The organism is Candidatus Binatia bacterium (assembly GCA_035631035.1).
Classification (GTDB): Bacteria; Eisenbacteria; RBG-16-71-46; order SZUA-252; family SZUA-252; genus DASQJL01.
Window position 1 is genome coordinate 1 of the sequence record DASQJL010000017.1, and the last position, 18,951, is coordinate 18,951.

Below are 18,951 nucleotides of genomic sequence, written 5' to 3' on the forward strand. Positions count from 1 at the left end.
CCCGAGCGCTCCGCCTTCCAGAGCGCGAGCCGCACGGCGTCCACGCGCGAGGACTGCCCCGCCCCGATCCCCAGCGTGCGCTCCCCTTTCGCGATCACGATCGCGTTCGAGACGACGCGGCGCGCGACGAGCCAGGCGAAGCGGAGATCCCGCGTCTCGGCCTCGGTCGGCGCGCGCTTGGACGCCGCCTTCCACTGCTCGAAACGCGGCGCCGGGAGCGCGCTCTCGGCGAGGAGGCCGTCGAAGAGGCCGCGGATCGCCACACCCGGCGCGGGCTGACGGAGCAGGTCCCCCACTTCCAGCACGACCAGGTTCTTGCGCAGTCCCTCCAGGCGCGCCGCCTCGGCGCGGATCGAGGGGGTCAGGATCACCTCGAAGAAGAACTTTCCGATCGTGTCGAGGGCCGCGTCGTCGAGCGGACGGTTCAGCCCGAGGATCCCCCCGAAGGCGGAGAGCGAGTCGCCGTCGCGCGCGGCCGCGATGGCTTCGGCCGGATTCTCGGCCAGCGCCGCGCCCGAGGGGTTGCGGTGCTTCATGACCACCGCGCCGCCGCGATCGCCGAACTCGCGGAGCAGCGACACCGCCGCCTCGACGTCGAGAAGATTGTTGTACGAGAGCGTCTTGCCGCGGACCTGCGTCAGCGTCTCGACCGATCCGCCCCCTTCCTCCGCGGCGTAGAGAGCGCCCTCCTGCCCCGGGTTCTCGCCGTAGCGCAGGGTCTGGCGCTTTCGATAGGCGCCGGCCCAGCGATCGGGCAGCACCCCGGCGCCCGTATCGCCGCTCGCGGCGGCGCCCGAACCGTTGGCCGGGACAGCGAAGCCGGGCACGCCGCTCGCCGAGCGCGCCTCCGCCGCTCCCGCGGCCGCGGGCACGCCCGCGCGCGACGCCAGGTAGAGCGCGATCGACGCGTCGTATTGCGCGGTGCGCGCGTAGGCGCGCCCGGCGAATTCGCGGGCGAGCGCGTCGGGCACCGCGCCCCCGTTCTGGTCCAGCGCGTCGATCACGGCGCCGTACTGCGCGGGCTCGACCACCACGACGACGTGGCGATGGTTCTTGGCCGCGGCGCGGATCAAGGCCGGTCCGCCGATGTCGATCTGCTCGACGGCTTCCTCGTCCCGCACGCCGGGCTTCGCGACGGTGGACTCGAAGGGATAGAGATTCACGACGACGAGATCGATCGAGACGATGCCATGCCGATGGCGCTCCTCCTCGTCGGTCGCGTGTCCGCGCCGGTAGAGGATTCCGCCATGGACCGCCGGGTGGAGCGTTTTCACGCGCCCGCCGAAGAGCTCCGGAAAACCGGTCACCTCGGATACGTCGCGCACGCCGAAGCCGGCGTCGCGCAGCGCGGTCGCGGTCCCGCCCGTCGAGAGGAGCTTCACCCCATGCCGCCCCAGCCCGTGCGCCAGCTCCAGCAATCCGGCCTTGTCGGAGACGGAGATCAGCGCGCGGGAGATCCGGATCGCGCTCACCGCGCCGACCGCCCTCCGGTGATCAGCGCGAGCGCCTCCTCATACCGGCGGGCCGCTTTCTCGACGACCTCCTCCGGCAGCGCGGGGGGCGGTGGCGTGCGGTTCCACTTCACCGAGTCGAGGTAGTCGCGGACCACCTGCTTGTCGAAGGAGTCCTGCGCCACGCCCTCTTCGTAGGTCGCGATCGACCAGTAGCGCGAGGAGTCGGGCGAGAGCGCCTCGTCGATCCAGAGCGGCTCGCCGTCCCGCTCGCCGAACTCGAACTTGGTGTCGGCCAGGATGAGTCCGCGGTCGGCGGCGTGCGCCGCGGCCGCCTTGTAGATGGCGATCGAGACGTCGCGCAGGCGCTCGGCCGTCTCTCCGCCCACGATCGAGGCCATGCGGTCAAACGTGATGTTCTCGTCGTGACCCGACTCCTCCTTGGTGGCCGGCGTGAAGATCGGCTCCGGCAGCTTCGAGGAGAGGCGGAGCCCTGGCGGCAGCTTCACGCCGCAGACCTCGCCCGACTGCTGGTATTCCTTCCATCCCGACCCCGCGAGGTAGCCGCGCACGACGCACTCCACGTCCCAGCGCTTCGCCTTGAGCCCCAGCATCGAGCGCCCTTCGAGAAGCTCCGGATGGTCGGAAAAGGGCTTCGGGAAGCGGTCCACCTCGGTGGTGATGTAATGGTTCGGAACGATCGAGCGGAGCGTCTCGAACCAGAATCGGGAGATCTGGGTCAGCACGCGCCCCTTGCCGGGGATCCCCTCGTTCAGGATCACGTCATAGGCCGAGAGGCGGTCGGTCGTGACGAGCAGGAGCCGGTCGCCGAGGTCGTAGATGTCGCGGACCTTGCCGCGGTAATCGGGAGCGCGCCCGGGGACGACGACGTCCCGCTGCGCGCGTTCGGTGGCTTTCATGCGGTCTCTCCTGAATTCGCTGGTTCGTTGGATGCTTCGAATCGCCGCGACATACAGATCGTGCTCCACCGGCAAGAGCCGCGCCGCCAGCTCCTCCGGGCTCTCCCCCGGCAGGATCGGAAGCTCGGCCTGCGCCACGATCGCTCCGGTGTCCATGCCGGCGTCGACGTAGTGCACCGTGGCGCCGGTGACCGTCGCGCCGGCCTCGATCGCGCGGCGCTGCGGCTCGAGGCCGCGGAAGGCGGGCAGCAACGACGGATGCACGTTCACCACCGGCACGCCGGCCCTCTCGAGAAAGGAAGCCCGGAGCAGGCGCATGAAACCGCAGAGCGCGACGAGGTCGGGCCGGTCCTTCTCCACGATGCCGAGCAGCGCCGCTTCCGCTTCGGGTGCGAGACGCGCGCCCGGCCCTTCCGGGGAAAGGACCGAAGTCGGAACCCCGAGCGCCGCCGCTTCGCGGATCGCCGCCGCATCGCGCCGATCCGACACGACGCGGACCACCGCCCCCTCGATCCGGCCATCCCGGGTCGCCCGGATGAGATTCACGGCGTGGCTCCCCCGGCCCGAGGCCAGGATCAGGAGCCGGATCGGCTTCATCGGGGACTTCTATCATACGCGACGGGGGGGCGCAAACGGGGAGGCCTCCACTCTCCGGAGCCCTGTTTTGCGAGTAACGATGGCACAAAGACATGGTTCAGGGCATTTAATATATATGTAACTTAGCCTGCATGAAGGCAACGACACTTGTCATGAGTCTCACCCTGGCTGGCGCGTGTGAAGATCACGACAACTGTCGTTCATTTCACCGCGCTGGAGAGTGCGAGAGTTGTGACACTTGTCTCGGTTCCAGGACAAGCGAATCAGGGCGCACGCGCGATGCCTCCACGTCGGCGTTGGGACGCTGCCACGACACCCATTCCGGCTCGGGATGGGCACGGGTCGAGACCCAGGCGCCGCCGCGCGCGATCGTGACCCGGATTGCGCCCTCCTGGTCGGTACGGAAGACCCGGGCCCCCGCCAGGCGGTAGCGCCCCATCGTCGCGCGCGAGGGGTGGCCGAAGCGGTTCTTCTCGCCGCACGAGACGAGCACGATGCGCGGAGCGAGCGCACGGACCCACGCCGCCGTGCTGGACGTCCGGCTGCCGTGGTGGGGTGCCTTGAGGATCTCGACCGGTCGGATGCGCGAGAGATCGGCCGCCTCCGCCTCGTCCTCCGCGTCGCCCGGTAGAAACGTCCGAGCGCCGTCCAGCGTGAGCGTCGCCACGAGCGACCGATTGTTCTCGATCGCGTTCCCGCGCGCGCGGACGAGGGAGTCGGCGGGAGGCGCCCAGACGGCCAGCGTGGTGCCGTCGCGGCTCGGCTCCCTCGGCGCCCCGATGCCTTCCTCAACGATCACCGTGTCCCGCGCCACCACAACGCGCCGGCCACCGCGGGCGCGGAGGTCGGCGTCGATCGCGTGGCGCCAGGCCGCACGAGGATCGCTGCCGTTCTCGAGGAGCGAGGGGATCCATCCGCGGCGCGCGAGCCATTCCAATCCGCCGAAGTGGTCGCCGTGGGCGTGCGACAGGAGCGCGCGGTCGAGGTGCGCGACGCCCTCGGCGCGCAGCAGCGGCTCGACGGCGGCCTTTCCCATGTCGCGCGACTCCGTCGCGGGGCCCGCGTCCACGAGGAGCGTCGTTCCCTCCGAGCCGCGCGCGAAGAGCGCGTCCCCCTGTCCCACGTCGATCGCGACCACGACCGCCCCGGACGGCCGCGGCGCGCCTGGCGGCAGGAACGAAGCGGCGACCGGAAGGATTCCCGCCGCGAGCGCCGCGGCCAGGGCGACCCGCCGGAGAGCGCGCGCGGAGCGCGGCGATTCGTGCCGCGAGCCCTCGCGCAGCGCGGCGCCGAGAACGAGGAGGGCCGCGGACGCGGCCAGCGCCGCCACCGTGGGCGCGCGCCGGAGCGGCCACGGATGGATCGCGCGCGCGCCCCACGCGTTCACGGCAAGCAGGAGGAGTCCCGAGGCGTCCAGCGCCCCCGCCGCGGCGTCCCGCAGCATGGGGATCCGCGTCGCGTCGGCGGCGAGGTAGAAGAACGCCTCGCCCATGAAAACGCCGCAGAGCGGCACCACGGCCAGATTCAGGACGAACCCCGCCACGGGAAGCGCGCCGAAGAGGCGCGCCGAGAGTCCGGCCGTGCCGGCCGTCGCGCCCGCGCTCTGGAGCGCGATCGCGGCCGCGCCCCGGATCCACCGCTTCACGACCCGGACCGGCGCCGCGTCCGGCGCGTCGCTCTCGCCGCCCAGGCCCCCCGCCGCGAGCAGCCCCAGCACCGCGGCGAAGGAGAGCTGGAAGCCGGGGTCGTGCACGCTGCGGGGATCGAAGAGATGGAGGAGGAGCCCGGCCGATCCCCATGCGGCGATCGGGCGCACCTCGCGCCCCGCCGCGCGCCCGCCGCGGACCGCGGTCCAGAGAAGCGCCGCGCGCGCCGCCGACGCGGGAGCACCGACCAGGAACGTGTAGCCCCAGACCGCGAGGAGCTCCAGCGCGAGCGCAGGCGCCGGCGCGAGCCGCAGGCCCGCAGCGGCCAGCGCCACGAAGCCGCCCAGGATGCAGACGTGGAGGCCCGAGATCGAGAGGATGTGGATCGTGCCGCCGTCGCGGAAGTCGTTTCGCGTCGCGGGCGCGATCAGGGAGCGGTCGCCCAGGATCATCCCGCGCGCGAGCCCCGCGACCGGCTCGGTCAGCGCCCGGTCGAACGCGCGCGCGATCCGGTCGCGCCAGACCCACGTCTCCCCCGCGCCGGGATCGGCGGGGTCGGCCGCGGCGGAGACGCCGAGGGGATCGGCGTCGATCGTCCCGGCCACGCCCGAGCGCTCCAGCCAGCGCCCCGGCGCCTCCACGCCCGGATTGCGCGCGTCCTCGGGCGGGCGGAATTCTCCCGAGACATCGAGCCAGAGTCCGGGAAAGGCCCAGCGCGGGACGCCCGCTTCGTCGCCGAAGCGGAGCGCGACACGGGCATCGCAGGCCGCCTCGCGGCCGCCCACGGCGACGCGGCGCGCCTCGAAGAGAACCGACGCCGGCTTGGCCTCGAGCGTCGTCGTGTCGAGCACGCGTCCCACGACCCGCACGCGCATCGGGCGCGGATGGACCGGAAGGGGCGGCGAGGCGGCGTCCACCTCCGCGGCGAGCGCCGCGCCCGCCGCGAGGAGCGCGGCGGCGCCCAGGATCGCCTCGGCGCGGAGGAAGGGCGCCCGACGCGCCCCGGCGCGGCGCGAGCCCAGGGCGCCCGCGAGCAAGGAGACCGCCCCGAGCCCGAGCGAGGCCGCGAGCGCCCGCGCGCTGAGCGCGGCGGGCACGGGCGCGGCCCAGCCGGCCGCGTGTCCGGCGGCGAGCAGCATCCAGGCGAGCGCGGATGCGGGAAGACGGAACGAAGCCATCGGGCGCACAGGCCCTCCGTCGCGGGGCGGTGGAGCGATGCGCGGAGGAGGTCGCGCGACGTCGGGGCCGGCGCGAACGGCGCGCCGCGGTGCCGCTAGGGCCGAACGGGGAGGGTGACGATCTCCGTGAAGAGCTCGCGTCCGTCGCTGCCGGACGCCTTGCAGTAGATGCGGACGCGGCGCTCGCTGTTCTGCGCCACTTCGGCCGGCACGACCGCCGCGAACACGCGATCGCCGCCGTCGAGCTTGGTCATGCGCTTCGCCTGGAACGCTCCCTCGGGCGAAGCCGCGTAGAGCCACACCGCGACCGAGGGATCCCAGGCGTCCTCGGGGATCGTCACGGTGACCGGGAGCGGGCTCGAGAGCGAGACGTTCTCCGGCGGCGCGAGCTGGAGCGGCTGCTCGGAGCGGGCGCCGAACTCCGCCGTGACGTAGTGGTCGCCTCCCGCCTTCACGTCGATCACGGTGACCTGGGCGGGAAAGTTGCGCCGGACCACGCGCACGCTGTGGTCGCCCGGCTTGAGCGAGACGGAGAGGGGCGTGACCCCGCGGACGACGCCGTCGACCCATACGGGATCGCTCTTCCCCGGCTCGAACCCCGCGTCGGTGAGGAGCGCCGAGCGGATGGTGAGCGTCCCCGTCGTGGGCAACGGTCCCGCGCTACCGATCACTTCCACGGGCGCATCACGCAGGACGTCGATCTGCTGCGTCGTGCCGTTCGTGCCGGGCCCGCCGAAGCGCACGAGATGGCGACCGACCACCACGTGGTCCAGGCGGAGCGGCGTCGTTCCCGCGAACGACCCGTCGAGATAGACGTCCAGCGTGCGCGCCGGATCGGAGGCGCGGAGCGCCATGGTTCCGTAGATCGCGGGATGAACGGCGAGCCGCTCGCCCCCGGTCACGCGGACCGTGTCGCGCCACGTGCCGGCCGGACCCCAGTCGAGCTCGACGCGATGGGTGCCGGTCTCCAGCTCCACGCCGGCGAGCGGCGTCCTCCCGTCGAGCCACTCGCCGTCCACGCGCACCGCCGCGCCCGGCGGATCCGAGAAGAAGTCGACGACGCCCTTGGCGGCGACGGAAGGCGGAATCAGCACGGCCTTGTCGCGCCCGCCGACGATGTTGGGGATGATCGCGCGGAGGAGCAGTGCGAGGGCGATGATGGCGAGCGCCCCGCCGACCCAGAGCGCGATCGGCTCGTACCAAGGAGGCGCGTCCTCGATCTGCGCGAGCCGGCGCGGCGGCGGAGGAGCCTCGTTCGCCGCCGCGACAGCGTCCGCCTCGGCCCCCGCCGGCAGCTCCGTCGCTTCGGAACCGTCCTCGCCGGCGACGGCTTCGGCAGGCTGCCCCTCCGCGCGCGGGGCGGAGCGAAGAGCGCCGGGAACGCCCGGCGGAGCGAGCTCGTCGGCGATCGCGTCGGGATCGAGCAGGAATTTCGGCGCGCCGAGACGCTCCTCCATCTCGTCCTCGATGTCGGACGGGACGGGCGGCTCCGCCGCGGCGGCGCCCGCGCCCTCCGGAGCGGCGCCCTGCGGCGACGGCGGAATGGTCTCCTCCGGAAACTCCGCCGGAGCGCCCGCGTCGATGAGGGCCGATTCAGGGATCAGCGGCGTGATCTCGAGCGGCGGAGCCTCCCCGGCGGCCCCGGCTGCCGTGGCGGTTGCGGAGGCGGCTCCGAGGGATTCCGCGCGCGCCGGAAGCGACACCGCGTCCTCCTCCCCTTCGAGCACGCGAACGGTGAAGCGTCCGCGATCGCTCGAGCCCTCGATGCCCGCACGCAGGAGCTCGGCCCCGTCGCGGGCGGAGGCCAGGTCGCGAGCCAGCGCGGCCAGCTCCCCTTCGCGAAGCTGTCGTGTGGAGGCCACATAGAGGTCCCCCGGTCGCGGACGCAGCGGCACCACGTCCAGGCGGACCTGCTGCTCCGACCCCAGGGCCCCCCGGGGCGGGACCAGCCCGGAGGCGTCCCCCGGCCGCTCCAGGCGCGAGAGGAGGCCGTCCCGGAAGCGAAAGCAGGCGCAATCCCCCGCGGAGACCACGAAGCCGTCCCCGGCGTGGAAGACCGCGGCCAGGACCGACACCCAGGGGCGGTCTCGGGCCGGGCGGCGGATCAGATCGGCGTGGATCGAGCGGAGGGCGGCGATGATGCGTCCCAGGGGGGTCTCCGAGGGGTCGGATCCAGCCACCAGGGCCACGGACAGCTTCTCTTTGACCCAGATGGTTGGGTCAACGACATCAGTCAGCGAGGCGGCCCCCCGGGCCACCAGGGCGAAACCCCGATCCAGGTCGAGATGGGCCAGGGCCCCCTCGTGGTCAGGGCTCCGCACCAGTCCCGCGACTCGAAGCTGGGTGCCGAGTTCCGCGTTCATCGAATCCGCACAATAGGGGCGGCATCCGAACAAAGTCAATGATGGGCTTGTCTCATTGCTGGCACGTCAGTTGCAGTATTCGGGATCAGGCAAGGACCACCGCCAAAACGAAGAGGATTCGGGCTGGAAATCGGCACGATCGGGCAGACGCGACTTGCGTTCTGCACGGGGAGCGGCTAGTGTGTCGAGGTTCCTGCCGGCACAAAATCGAACCCTCGGATGTTTGTTGACCAACGATCGGACCGCTCGACCAACGTGGCCTCGAGTCCGGTCGAACCCTACGGGAGGCCCCGTTGATTCGATTTCGATCGAGTCGGTCGTTCCTCGCGGTAATCGCCTTCGCGGCTATCTTCGCGGCGTGCCCCGCTGCGCCCGCGCGCGCCGGGCTTGCGAGCCCTGACGCGCCGAGCTGGGCCACCGCCCGCGCCGACGCCTCGGACGGACCGCGCGTCGACGATGCCAAGCTGGCCGCTTCCGACCCTCTCGACGTCGTTCGGGACCGGGCCGCCGCCGCCCAGGACGCCCTGAACTCCAGTCTCCCGGCCGAAGCCCTCGCCCTCGTCGAATCCTCCCTCCGCGACCTGAACGCGATCGTGCCCGCCCCGCAGGGCGCCGAGGCGCTCCGCGACCAGCTCGAGGGAACGCGCAAACGCGCCCAGGAGCAGGTCGACAAGGCGAAGGAAGCGGTGAAGCAGGAGGAGGCCAAGGACGCGAAGGACGCCAAGCCCGCGCCCGACGCTGCCGCGCCGGCCGTCGCGAACGATCCCCACAAGCTGAAGCCGGTCGTCCCGGAGACGAACGAGCGGGTCGAGAAGTGGATGACCTACTACACCGGGCGCGGCCGCGACGTCTTCCAGAAGTGGCTCTCGCGCTCCGGCAACTACATGGATCTCCTCACGCAGAACCTGCGCGCCGAGGGCGTCCCCGAGGAGCTCGCGAACCTCGTCTTCGTCGAGAGCGGATTCAACATGCACGCGCGCTCGGTGGCCCGCGCCGTGGGTCCCTGGCAGTTCATTCGAGGCACCGCGAAGCTCTTCGGACTGGAGATCACGCCCTACGTCGACGAGCGGCGCGACCCCGAGCTGGCGACGCGCGCGGCCGCGAAGTACCTGCGGCGCCTCTACGAGATGTTCGACGGATCCTGGCCGCTCGCGCTGGCCGCGTACAACAGCGGCGAGGGAACGGTGCTCCGCGCGATCAAGCGGCAGAAGACGAACGACTTCTGGTCGCTCAACCTGCCGCGGGAGACGCGCGAATACGTGCCGCAGTTCATGGCGGCCATGGAGATCGCTTCCGATCCCGAGCGCTACGGCTTCACGGTGCCCGAGAATTCCCCCTGGAGCGTGGACGCGATCACCGTGCGCGGCCCGATCGACCTGCAGCTCCTCTCCAAGGTCACCGAAGTGCCGCTCGAGGAGCTGGAGCGGCTGAACCCGGCGTTCGTCCGCCACCGCTCCCCCGCCGACAAGGAGGGGACGATGGTTCGCGTGCCGCATGGAAGCGGGGACCAGGTCCAGCAGATCGTGGACACGAAGTACCACCCGCGGGCGCTCACACGGGCCGAGATCCGCTCCGCGGCGCGCGCGCACCGGCTCGAGCTCAAGCATTCCAAGCGGTACCGCTACCGCCGCGCGGGGAACCTCCACGTGGTCCGTCGCGGCGAGACGCTCTCGCACATCGCCTCGCGCTACGGCACCAGCACCACCCGACTCGCGAGCCTGAACGGCATGTCGCGCCACGCGCGGATCCACGCCGGGCAGCGCATCCGCGTCCGCTGACCTTCCCCGCTTCCCGTTCGCCGTCGAGAGGGATCCCCGCCTGAGCTAGGCGCTCGTGGCCGCGTGCGCGGGAATGCCGCCCGGCCGCTCCAGCGCCTCTCCGCTGGGGACGTCGCCGCCCGGAAAATCCTCCTCGGTCAGATCCGGAGCGATCCGGGCGTTCCGCCCGATGGCGATCCCCTCGGGGATACGCGCGTGCTTCCCCACGATCGTGATGCCCGACGAGAGATGCTCGGGACAGACGCGGTTGGGCGTCGCGAGGTCGCCGCGCCCGACCACGGCGCCCCTCCCCACGTGGACGCGCTTGTCGAGGATGGCGCGGTCGAGCACGGCGCGCGGTCCGATCCAGGAGTCCCCCATCACGATCGAGTCGCGTACGACCGCCCCCTCCTCCACGACGACGCCGGGAAAGAGGATCGAGCGCTCGACCGTGCCGTGCACGATCGTCCCGTGCGTCACGATGGAGGCGCGCACCTGCGCGCGCGGTCCGAGCCGCGCCGGAGGGTTCTCGGTGCTCGGCGTGAAGATCGGCCAGCGCGGGTCCTCGAGCGGGAAGGCGGGCTCGGGCGAGAGCAGGTCGAGGTTGGCCTGGTAGTAGGAATCGAGCGTGCCGATGTCCTGCCAGTAGCCCGGCACGGGATAGGCGAGGACCCGGCCGCGCTCGACCAGGGCGGGGAGGATGTCCTTGCCGAAGTCGTGGGCGCTGGTCCTTCGGGCGTCCTTCTCCAGCGCCTCGCGCAGCACGCCGCAGTGGAAGACGTAGACGCCCATCGAGATCCTCCCCGAGGGAGGATCTTTCGGCTTTTCGAGGAATCCGGTGATCCATCCCGCGCCGTCGACCCGCACGACGCCGAAGGCGGAGGCCTGCTCGCGCGGCACCTCGAACGTGGCGACGGTCGCCTCGGCGCCGCGGGCGAGATGCGCCTCGACGAGGGGCCGGTAGTCCATGCGATAGACGTGGTCGCCGGAGAGGACCAGGAGATGCTCCGCTCCGCGCTCCTCGACCTGCAGCCAGTTCTGCCAGACCGCGTCGGCGGTGCCCCGGTACCAGTCGTTCTCGCGCCATCCCTGGAAGGGCTGCAGGAGCTCGACGCCGCCGCGCTTGCGGTCCAGGTCCCACGGCCGGCCCATCGCGATGTGGTCGCGCAGGGAGAGCGGCCGGTACTGCGTCAGGATTCCGATGTCGAAGATCCCGGAGTTCACCGCGTTGGAGAGGGTGAAGTCGATGATCCGATACTTGCCGCCGAACGGCACCGCGGGCTTCGCGCGCTTCTCCGAGAGGAGACAGAGGCGGCTCCCCAGCCCTCCCGCGAGGATCATGGCGTAGGTGACGGCGGCGGTCACGAGCGCCTCCCGCCGCGCGCGCGAACCACCGAGCCCGCGCCCAGCTCGAGCGCCGGGAAATCGGTCTCCCGCGCTCCGATGTCCACGAGCGTGTTCGCGCCGACGCGTCCGCCGGCCGGAACCTCCGCCCCCTTGCCGATCACGGCGAGCCCCGACGCGAGATCCTCGGGGTAGTCGCGGTTCGGCGGCCCCTCGCCGCCGCCCACCGAGGCTCCCTCGCCGATCCGCACCTCCTTGTCCACGATGGCGCGCGCCACGCGCGCCCCCTCGAGCACGCGCGTGTCGTGCATCACGATCGAGTCCTCCACGACGGCGCCCGGGGCCACGTGCACGCCCGGAAAGAGGATCGAGCGGCGCACCGTCCCCTCGACGCGGCAGCCGTGCGCCATGAGGCTCCCCGCGGGATCGCCGCCCCCCGTCACGATGGCGGGCGCGCGGTCCTCGCTCGGCGTGAAGATGAGCCAGTCGGGGTCGTGGAGGTTCAGGGCCGGATAGGGCGCGAGCAGCTCCATGCTCGCCTCGTAATAAGCGTCGACCGAGGCGATCTGCCGCCAGTAGCCGTCGAAGGGATGCGCGTAGACCGGCTGCCCCTCGGCGAGCATCGGCTCGACGACGTCCCGCATCAGGTCGGGGCCGACGTCGGCGCGTTCGAGGCGCGCGCGCAGCTCGCGCGCGCGGAAGAGGAGCACCGAGGAGGAGACGGGCGCGCCGGTGTCGGCGGCGCGGTCGGGAATGGACGTCACGCGCCCTCCCGGCTCCGACAGCACCGGCCGTCGCCATTCCCCCGGTCCGCTCGGCGCGGGGACGGTCACGATCGTGAGCGCCGCGCCGCGCTGCTCGTGGCGGTCGAGGATGGGCCCGAAATTGATCTTCGCGACGAGATCGCCGGAGAGGACGAGGATGTGGCGGGCCTGCGCGTCTTCGATCACGTTGCGGTTCTGCACCAGCGCATCGGCGGTGCCGCGGTACCAGTTGGTTCCCCGCTGCCGCGCGTAGGCGGGCAGGAGGCGCACGCCGCCGTCGCGCCGGTCGAGATCCCACGCGCGGCCGATTCCGATGTGTCCGTGGAGGGAGAGCGGCGCGTACTGCGTGAGCACGCCGATCCGGTAGAGGCCGGAGTGGACGCAGTTGGAGAGGGCGAAGTCGATCACGCGGTACTTCCCGCCGTACGGGAGCGCGGAGGCGGTCCGGAGGCGGCCCAGCGCGTGCAGGCGGTCGCTGCGCGCGCCGGCGAGGACCAGGACGAGGATCGGCGGGTTCACCACGTCGCGACCTCCGGGGTTCCAGAGCGAGCCCGGGCGTCATGGCCCGGCGCGGCGGTCAGAAGGAGTAGGAGCCCGAGATCCGGTGGCTCGCGTCGAGGTCGGCGTGATCCAGGTAGGCGTAGTCCAGGCCGAAGCGCCGGATCCGGAGCCCCGCGCCTGCCGAGAAATTCCGCGCCTCGAACCCGGCGCGCAGGGCCACGCGCCGCTCGATCCAGTACTCCACGCCAGGATGGAATTCGAACGTCACGCCGCCGAGATGGGCCTGGCTGGAGAGCTGTTCGTCGGAGAAGCCGATCTGCACGTCGAGCGCGGCGGTCACGACGTGGCGCCGCGACGCGAACGATTTCGTCTTGGCCGCGCCGATCCGGAGCGCGGGGGCGATGAACTCGTTGGTGCCGGTGTTCCAGAGGATGCGCGTCGTCGTCGCGTCGGAGAGGCGCGCGCCCGCGGACCATCCGCCGGGGCCCACCCAGAGGGCTCCGCCGTCGAGGCCGAACCCGGTCGAGCGGAGGCTGTCCCCCAGCCACTGCCGGATGACCTTGAAGTTGCCTCCCACGGAGAATCCGCGCTTCAGCTCCCGCGCGTACGAGAGCAGGAACGCAACGTCGTTGTCGCTGTCGAAGATGAAGCGGCTCTCGTCCACCACGAGGCGGTCCTCGGGATAGTCGAACTTGCCGTTGCCGTTCTGGTCGATGATCTCGAGTCCGCGGGTGTCGGGGATCTGGTCCACGCCCAGCCGGACGAGCGAGAAGCCGAGCGCCTGCCGGGGGCGCCCGGGATCGCCGATCGGCATCACGTAGGAGAGGAAGTCGTACTGCACGATCGAGCCGAACTGCTCGGCATGCATCGCCGTGATCTCGCGGTGCTCGAGCGTGGCGAGTCCGGCGGGGTTCCAGTAGGCGGCGGTGCCGTCGTCGGAGAGCCCCATGAACGCGCTCCCCATCCCGAGGGCGCGCGCGCCGACGCCGATGCGCAGGAACTCCCCGGCGTAGCGCGTGGCCCGCGCGGGGGCGGGCGCGCCGAGGCCGGACGCGAGCAGGAGGAGGGCGGCCGCGAGCGCCGGACGACGAATTGCGCTTCGAATCATCGGTCCTCGTGTCGGGTGCGCTGGAAACTCCCGGGAGCCCCTTGCCAGGCCCCTCCGGTTGCCGCCGGAGCGGGAGGGACACCGGGTGCTACCCCCCAGCCGTGGCCGGGGTTCCCCTGCCGGACGCCGTGCTTCCGGCGGCCGCGGATCGTCAGGAGGCCGCCGTCCGGCGCCGCGGGGCGTCCTCGGCCAGCGTGACCCGGCGGATCGCCCTCCAGGCCACGTACTGCTCCAGGAGCTCCCGCTCCTCCTCGGGGACCTCGAGGAAGCAGCAGGCGAGCTCGTAGCGGGGCCGCCGCTTGGCCTGCTCCGCCTCCTCGCAGCGGACGACGATCCCGTCGCACTTCACGATCCGCTCCCGGCGCAGCCGGCGCCCGAACGGCGGGAGCAGGATGGTCAGCGAGACCTTGGTGAGGGGCGACAGGAACGCGCGGCTCTGGAACTGAATGCCGCTCGCGGAAAGGTTGATGCTCTCCGTGGTCAGGACCGAGCTCTCGTCCAGTCCCGAGACCTGCATGGCGAGCTTCGCGGCGATGCGCGGCGACTTCCGTCGCTCACGGGTCGGCTTGGTCATCGGCACTCCTCGCGTGACGCTTCTCCCACTTCCCCCGGCGCCCCCTCGAGGCGCCCCTCCCGCGGGCGCCCGAAGGCGCCGCACCTCACCGGCGCCGCTTCCGGCGCCGCCCCGCCGCTTCCTTCCGCCCGGACGCTCGTTCGTGCTTCGTCCGGCGCGCTTTCGCCCCCGTCAGGGGCGCGAGCGCGAGCTCCACTTCACGCCGCGCGAGGTCGGCGCGGGCCACGACGACGCGCAGCGCGTCCCCCAGCCCGAACCGCCGGCGCGATCGCCGCGAGCGGAACGAGAATCCGTGCTCGGCGAGCGCGAGGCTGGGATCGCCCATCGCGCGCTTCGGCAGGAATCCGTCGATGTTCCACTCCGTGAGGGTGACGAACACCCCCGCCGGCGTGAGCCCGGAGACGTACCCTCCGACCTCCTCGCCGATCCGCGCCCGCGCGAAGCGGACCGCTTTCCGGCGGCTCACGGCGCGCTCCGCCTCGTCGGCGGCGATCTCCGCTTCCGACGAGTGCGCCGCCGTCCTGGCGTTGAGCCACCCGGCCGCGAACGTCCACGGATCGGGCGCCGTCTTGCCCTGCGCCGCGTCGGCGAGATAGCGCTTCACGATCCGATGATTCGCGAGATCGGGATAGCGCCGGATCGGCGACGTGAAATGCGCGTAGCCGCGCATGCCGAGCCCGAAATGGCCGACGTCCACGAGGTCGTAGCGCGCCTTCTCGAGCGCGCGCAGCAGATACAGATTCACCAGGCGGTCCCGCGGCGTCTGTCCGCCGCTCGCCCAGTGACGCAGCTGCTTGGCCTCGGTGACGATGGGCATCGGGCCGGAACGCCCCAGATAGCGCGCGGCCTCGACGAACGAGCGCAGCTTATCATAGCGGGGTCGCTCGTGGACCCGGTAAAGGAACGGCAGCTCGCGCGCCGCGGCGCGCCTTCCCACCACCTGGTTGGCGAGCAGCATGAACTCCTCGATGAGCGAGTGCGTCGGCAGCTGCTTCCGCTCGCGGAACGCGACCGGTTCTCCCGAGGCGTCGAGCACCGGGCGGATTTCAGGCAGATCGAACTCCAGCCCTCCCTCCTCCAGGCGCCGTTTCCGAAGCGCGCGCGCCAGGCGGTCGAGGCCGCGAAGCGCCTCGGGGATCCCGTGTCCGGGCTCGCGCAGGAGCCGCCCCGCCTCTTCGTACGAGAGCGAGGCCGCGCTCCGGATGACCCCCTCGACGATGCGGGCGCCCTGGAGCGCGCCGTCGGGTGCCAGCGTCGCGACGACGCTCACGGTGAGGCGGTCGACGCCGTCCCCCAGGCTGCAGAGGCCCCCCGAGAGCGCATCGGGGAGCATGGGCAGCGTGCGGTCGGCCAGATAGACGCTGAAGCCGCGGGCCTGCGCCTCGCGGTCGAGGGCGGACCCGGGGCGCACGTAGTGGGTCACGTCCGCGATGTGGATGCCGACGTCGCAGGGACCGCGCTCCGGATCGCCGCGCAAGGAAAGGGCGTCGTCGTGGTCCTTGGCGTCCTCCGGATCGATCGTGACGACCAGGTCGTCCCGGAAATCCTCGCGTCCGCGCGCCGCGCGCGCCACGGAGTGCTCGTCGTGCGCCGAGGCCTCCTCGAGCACGTCGGCGTCGAACTCCACGCGGAGCCCCTCTTCCAGCGCCACGAGCAGGCTGTCCTCGCGTGGATCGTCCTCCTCGAAGACTGAGGCGACGCGGCCAGTGATCGGATCGGGGGGCGAGGGGTCCAGGCGGACCAGGACCCGCGCGCCGCGCGGAACGCTCTTCCGGCCGTGGAGGGTGAGGAGGATCTCGTGCGGGTATTCCGGCCGCTCGGGGTAGAGCGCCGTCTCGCGGCCGCGCGGCTCCAGCCGCCCGACGATCCCATAGGGAGTGCGCTCGAGAACCTCGAGCACCTCGTGCGCGTCCCCCTGCTCCCGCGACTCGAGGTAGCCGGCGCGGACCCGGTCCCCGTGGAGCGCCCCGCCCATGGCGAAGGGGGGGATGAAAAGGTCTTCGGCCTCGTCGTCGACGCGCACGAACCCGTAGCCGAAACGCGTGCGCGCAAGGCGCCCGACGAGCGTGCGGCGCATCAACGACCCGGAGAGGTCACGACCCTGTCGGCCGAGGGGGGCTCATGAAACCGGCCCGGGGCATCGGAGACCGATGCGCGCCGGGCCGGGATACCGATGAGTGCGGCGCGGGTGCGGCACCGCGATCCTGAGCGACCTGCGCTCAGCGAAGACGCTTCTTGTGCCGATCGCGGCGAAGACGCTTTTTCCGTTTGTGCGTGGCGATCTTCTTTCGTTTCCGCTTCTTTCCGCTTCCCATCGGTCTCCTTCGGCCGGCGCGGGGTCAGTCCCCGCCCCGAACCATCCCTTTGAGCTCGTTGGACGCCTTGAAGACGGGCACCAGCTTCGCCGGTACCATGACCTCGGCGCCGCTTCGTGGGTTGCGCGCTTTTCGCGCCTTGCGTTCGCGCACCTTGAAGGTGCCAAAACCGCGAATCTCGATGTGCTTCCCTTCGCTGAGGGCCCGCGAGATCGCGTTCAGCAGCTGATCGACGATCGTGGCCGTCTCGCTCTTGGAAATCTTGGTGCGACCCGAAATCTCGTCGACCAGGTCGGCTTTGGTCATGGGAAATCCTCCCTCGAGGCGCCGGCCCACTGGCCGGCCAGCGCGTCGCAATCTAGCATCTGCCCTTCGGCGCGTCAATTACCGGAGGCGGTACTCCAGGCGAGGTCCGCGGGAGGAGAGTCCCGTGACCTGGTTCATCTTGTTGTCGAGGAAGTCCCAGAACGAGACCCGGCGGCGCTCCTTCCGGACCACGACCGGCTGTCCGCTGATCCCGGCCATCTGGCCGGCGAGCTGGACGGCGTCGTCCAGGTCCCCCAGCCGGTCCACGAAGCCGTATTCCTGCGCCTGGTCGCCGCTGAAGATGCGCCCGTCGGCGTACGGCAGGACGTCCTCGCGCGCGAGGCTCCGACCCTCGACGATCGCGTCCACGAACTGGTCGTAGACGTTGGAGAGCACCCCCTCGAGGAGCTTCCGCTCCTCGTCGGTCATCGGCCGCCACATGGAGCCGATGTCCTTGAACTTGCCCGTCTTGATCGTCTCGAAGCGGATCCCGACCTTCCGGAACAGATCCTCGGTGTTCGGGAAGCTCATGATCACGCCGATGCTGCCCGTCAGGGTCCCGGCGTTCGCCACGATCGAATCGGCGGCGCAGGCGACGTAGTAGGCGCCCGAGGCGGCCACGCCGCCCATCGAGGCGATGACCGGCTTCTTCCCCTCGTCGTGCACCCGCTTCACCGCCTCGTAGATCTCCTGGGAAGCGGCCACGCCGCCGCCCGGGCTGTCGAGCCGGATGACCACGGCGCGCACGCTGGAGTCGCGCTGCATCCGGTCCAGTTGGTCCACGATCGGCTCGGCGTCGTCGATCTCGCCGACGATCTCCACGAGTCCGACCCGGCCGGAGAGCGGCGAGAGCGCCAGCTTGTCCCCGGTCAGCGCCAGGTTCACCACCATGAACGCGAGCCCGATGATGATGACGGTTCCCGCGAGCAGCAGGGCACAGCCGAGGACCCAGCGGTTTCGCGCCACGACGTTCTCCAGGGTGAGCGGCGGATGGTAAACCGCGTCACCCTACCAGAATCGCCGATCCGATTCCAATGCAGGAAGGCGCGCGGCCTGTTCCGCCGCGCGCCTCCTTCGGCCTTTCGGCCTTGGTTATTGCTCCCCGCCTGTGCCGTGCACCCAGTGCCGGTGAAACTGCGTCGTCTCGTCGAGGGGATCAGCTCAGGACCGGGCGATTCTCGCGAGCACGGCAGGGAACATCGGGTTTGTCCGGTTGCTTCCTCCAGGGTTCGCTTTCCTTTTTCGTTCGCTGCGTCCGACGCTATGGACTAAGGCAATCGGTGTGCCGCGCGGGTGGGAGCGGAGTGTCGAAGGGGGCTTGGGGTGGCTGGATTGAGCCAGGCCTAACGTGCTGCGCTACTGCGCATTAGGGGCGAGGATTGAGGTTGTTTCTGGGTGGGTACCGTGGGGGACATCGAGGAGCGAGTCAGACGCGGGAGTAAGCTCCACTTATGGGGTAGCGCCCGCAGAACTCGGTGTGAAAAGACCCAGGGGTTCCGCGGCCCGCGGGCCGCGGTACAGGCGTGAAAAGGCCCAGGGTTCCGCGGCCTGAGGGCCGCGGTACATGGGCCGCGGTTTATAGAATCAGACTCGTCCCTGTCATCTCGGAGGGCGGGTCGATCCCCAGCAGCTGGAGGAGCGTTGGCGCGACGTCGGCGAGGATGCCGTCCCGAAGCGCGTGGGGCGGATCGCCGGCGATGAGCACCGGAACCGGGTTCAGGGTGTGGGCGGTGTGGGGTCCGCCTGTCTCGGGGTCGATCATCATCTCGGCGTTGCCGTGGTCGGCGGTGACCAGGGCGAATCCCCCGCGCGCGCGAACCGCCTCCAGCACCCGTCCCAGCCCCGTGTCCACCATCTCCACGGCGCGGATCGCCGCCGGGATGACGCCGGTGTGCCCCACCATGTCGGCGTTGGCGTAGTTGAGGACGAAGAATCCGCACGTCTCGTCGGCCAGGCGCCGCACGAGGGTGTCGGTCACCTCCACCGCGCTCATCTCCGGCTTCAGGTCGTAGGTGGCCACCTTGGGCGAGGGGATCAGGGCGCGGTCCTCTCCCGGAAACGGCTTTTCCTCGCTTCCATTCAGGAAGTAGGTCACGTGGGCGTACTTCTCCGTCTCCGCGATCCGGA

Annotated in this window: 13 protein-coding genes and 1 pseudogene; 1 reads left to right on the forward strand and 13 read right to left on the reverse strand. The window is 71.3% G+C overall.

Annotated elements, in window-relative coordinates; translation table 11 throughout:
* The 5 genes and pseudogenes from purH to VE326_01825 all read right to left on the reverse strand — a co-directional run.
* Window positions 1-1,472: bifunctional phosphoribosylaminoimidazolecarboxamide formyltransferase/IMP cyclohydrolase (gene purH / locus VE326_01805; GenBank protein ID HYJ31931.1), on the reverse strand; the 1,472-nt coding region annotated here is incomplete at its 3' end.
* Complete coding sequence (locus VE326_01810; GenBank protein HYJ31932.1) at window positions 1,469-2,371, reverse strand: phosphoribosylaminoimidazolesuccinocarboxamide synthase; 903 nt, start codon at window positions 2,369-2,371, stop codon at window positions 1,469-1,471. The genes purH and VE326_01810, both read right to left, overlap by 4 nt.
* Window positions 2,372-2,410: 39 nt before the next feature.
* A pseudogene (gene purN, locus VE326_01815) lies at window positions 2,411-2,968 on the reverse strand (phosphoribosylglycinamide formyltransferase).
* A gap of 205 nt (window positions 2,969-3,173) precedes the next feature.
* Complete coding sequence (locus tag VE326_01820; protein HYJ31933.1) at window positions 3,174-5,792, reverse strand: ComEC/Rec2 family competence protein; 2,619 nt, start codon at window positions 5,790-5,792, stop codon at window positions 3,174-3,176.
* 95 nt (window positions 5,793-5,887) lie between these two features.
* Window positions 5,888-8,155, reverse strand: coding sequence for a PEGA domain-containing protein (locus VE326_01825; protein HYJ31934.1), 2,268 nt, complete (start codon window positions 8,153-8,155; stop codon window positions 5,888-5,890).
* A 293-nt stretch (window positions 8,156-8,448) separates the two neighbouring features.
* Here VE326_01825 and VE326_01830 point away from each other — a divergent pair, with 293 nt between their 5' ends.
* On the forward strand, window positions 8,449-9,933 hold the full coding sequence (locus tag VE326_01830; GenBank protein HYJ31935.1) for a transglycosylase SLT domain-containing protein: 1,485 nt from the start codon (window positions 8,449-8,451) through the stop codon (window positions 9,931-9,933).
* Window positions 9,934-9,978: 45 nt separating this feature from the next.
* Here VE326_01830 and VE326_01835 read toward each other — a convergent pair whose 3' ends face one another.
* The 8 genes from VE326_01835 to VE326_01870 all read right to left on the reverse strand — a co-directional run.
* Window positions 9,979-11,277, reverse strand: a complete 1,299-nt coding sequence (locus VE326_01835) for a glucose-1-phosphate adenylyltransferase family protein (protein ID HYJ31936.1) — start codon at window positions 11,275-11,277, stop codon at window positions 9,979-9,981.
* Window positions 11,274-12,539 carry a sugar phosphate nucleotidyltransferase gene (locus tag VE326_01840; GenBank protein ID HYJ31937.1) on the reverse strand — a complete coding sequence of 422 codons (1,266 nt, stop codon included), beginning with the start codon at window positions 12,537-12,539 and terminating at the stop codon, window positions 11,274-11,276. Before VE326_01840 ends, VE326_01835 begins: the two co-directional genes overlap by 4 nt.
* A 58-nt stretch (window positions 12,540-12,597) precedes the next feature.
* The gene (locus tag VE326_01845) at window positions 12,598-13,629 is read right to left on the reverse strand and encodes a PorV/PorQ family protein (protein HYJ31938.1); all 1,032 of its coding nucleotides are present in this window, start codon (window positions 13,627-13,629) and stop codon (window positions 12,598-12,600) included.
* 151 nt (window positions 13,630-13,780) lie between these two features.
* Window positions 13,781-14,203: a PilZ domain-containing protein gene (locus tag VE326_01850; GenBank protein ID HYJ31939.1), complete on the reverse strand. Its 423-nt coding sequence runs from the start codon at window positions 14,201-14,203 to the stop codon at window positions 13,781-13,783.
* 85 nt (window positions 14,204-14,288) lie between these two features.
* A complete protein-coding gene (locus VE326_01855; GenBank protein HYJ31940.1) occupies window positions 14,289-16,280 on the reverse strand; it encodes a VacB/RNase II family 3'-5' exoribonuclease in 1,992 nt (663 codons plus the stop codon).
* 262 nt (window positions 16,281-16,542) lie between these two features.
* The gene (locus VE326_01860; protein ID HYJ31941.1) at window positions 16,543-16,824 is read right to left on the reverse strand and encodes an HU family DNA-binding protein; all 282 of its coding nucleotides are present in this window, start codon (window positions 16,822-16,824) and stop codon (window positions 16,543-16,545) included.
* Between the two features lie 78 nt (window positions 16,825-16,902).
* Window positions 16,903-17,790, reverse strand: coding sequence for a signal peptide peptidase SppA (gene sppA, locus VE326_01865; GenBank protein ID HYJ31942.1), 888 nt, complete (start codon window positions 17,788-17,790; stop codon window positions 16,903-16,905).
* 610 nt (window positions 17,791-18,400) lie between these two features.
* A partial coding sequence (locus VE326_01870; protein ID HYJ31943.1) for a 2,3-bisphosphoglycerate-independent phosphoglycerate mutase occupies window positions 18,401-18,951 on the reverse strand: 551 nt, incomplete at its 5' end.

Coding starts and splice junctions, on each gene's coding strand:
- VE326_01850 (HYJ31939.1), bottom strand. CDS start 14,203: ATGACCAAGCCGACCCGTGAGCGACGGAAGTCGCCGCGCATCGCCGCG.
- VE326_01820 (HYJ31933.1), bottom strand. CDS start 5,792: ATGGCTTCGTTCCGTCTTCCCGCATCCGCGCTCGCCTGGATGCTGCTC.
- VE326_01855 (HYJ31940.1), bottom strand. CDS start 16,280: ATGCGCCGCACGCTCGTCGGGCGCCTTGCGCGCACGCGTTTCGGCTAC.
- VE326_01810 (HYJ31932.1), bottom strand. CDS start 2,371: ATGAAAGCCACCGAACGCGCGCAGCGGGACGTCGTCGTCCCCGGGCGC.
- VE326_01845 (HYJ31938.1), bottom strand. CDS start 13,629: ATGATTCGAAGCGCAATTCGTCGTCCGGCGCTCGCGGCCGCCCTCCTC.
- VE326_01860 (HYJ31941.1), bottom strand. CDS start 16,824: ATGACCAAAGCCGACCTGGTCGACGAGATTTCGGGTCGCACCAAGATT.
- VE326_01825 (HYJ31934.1), bottom strand. CDS start 8,155: ATGAACGCGGAACTCGGCACCCAGCTTCGAGTCGCGGGACTGGTGCGG.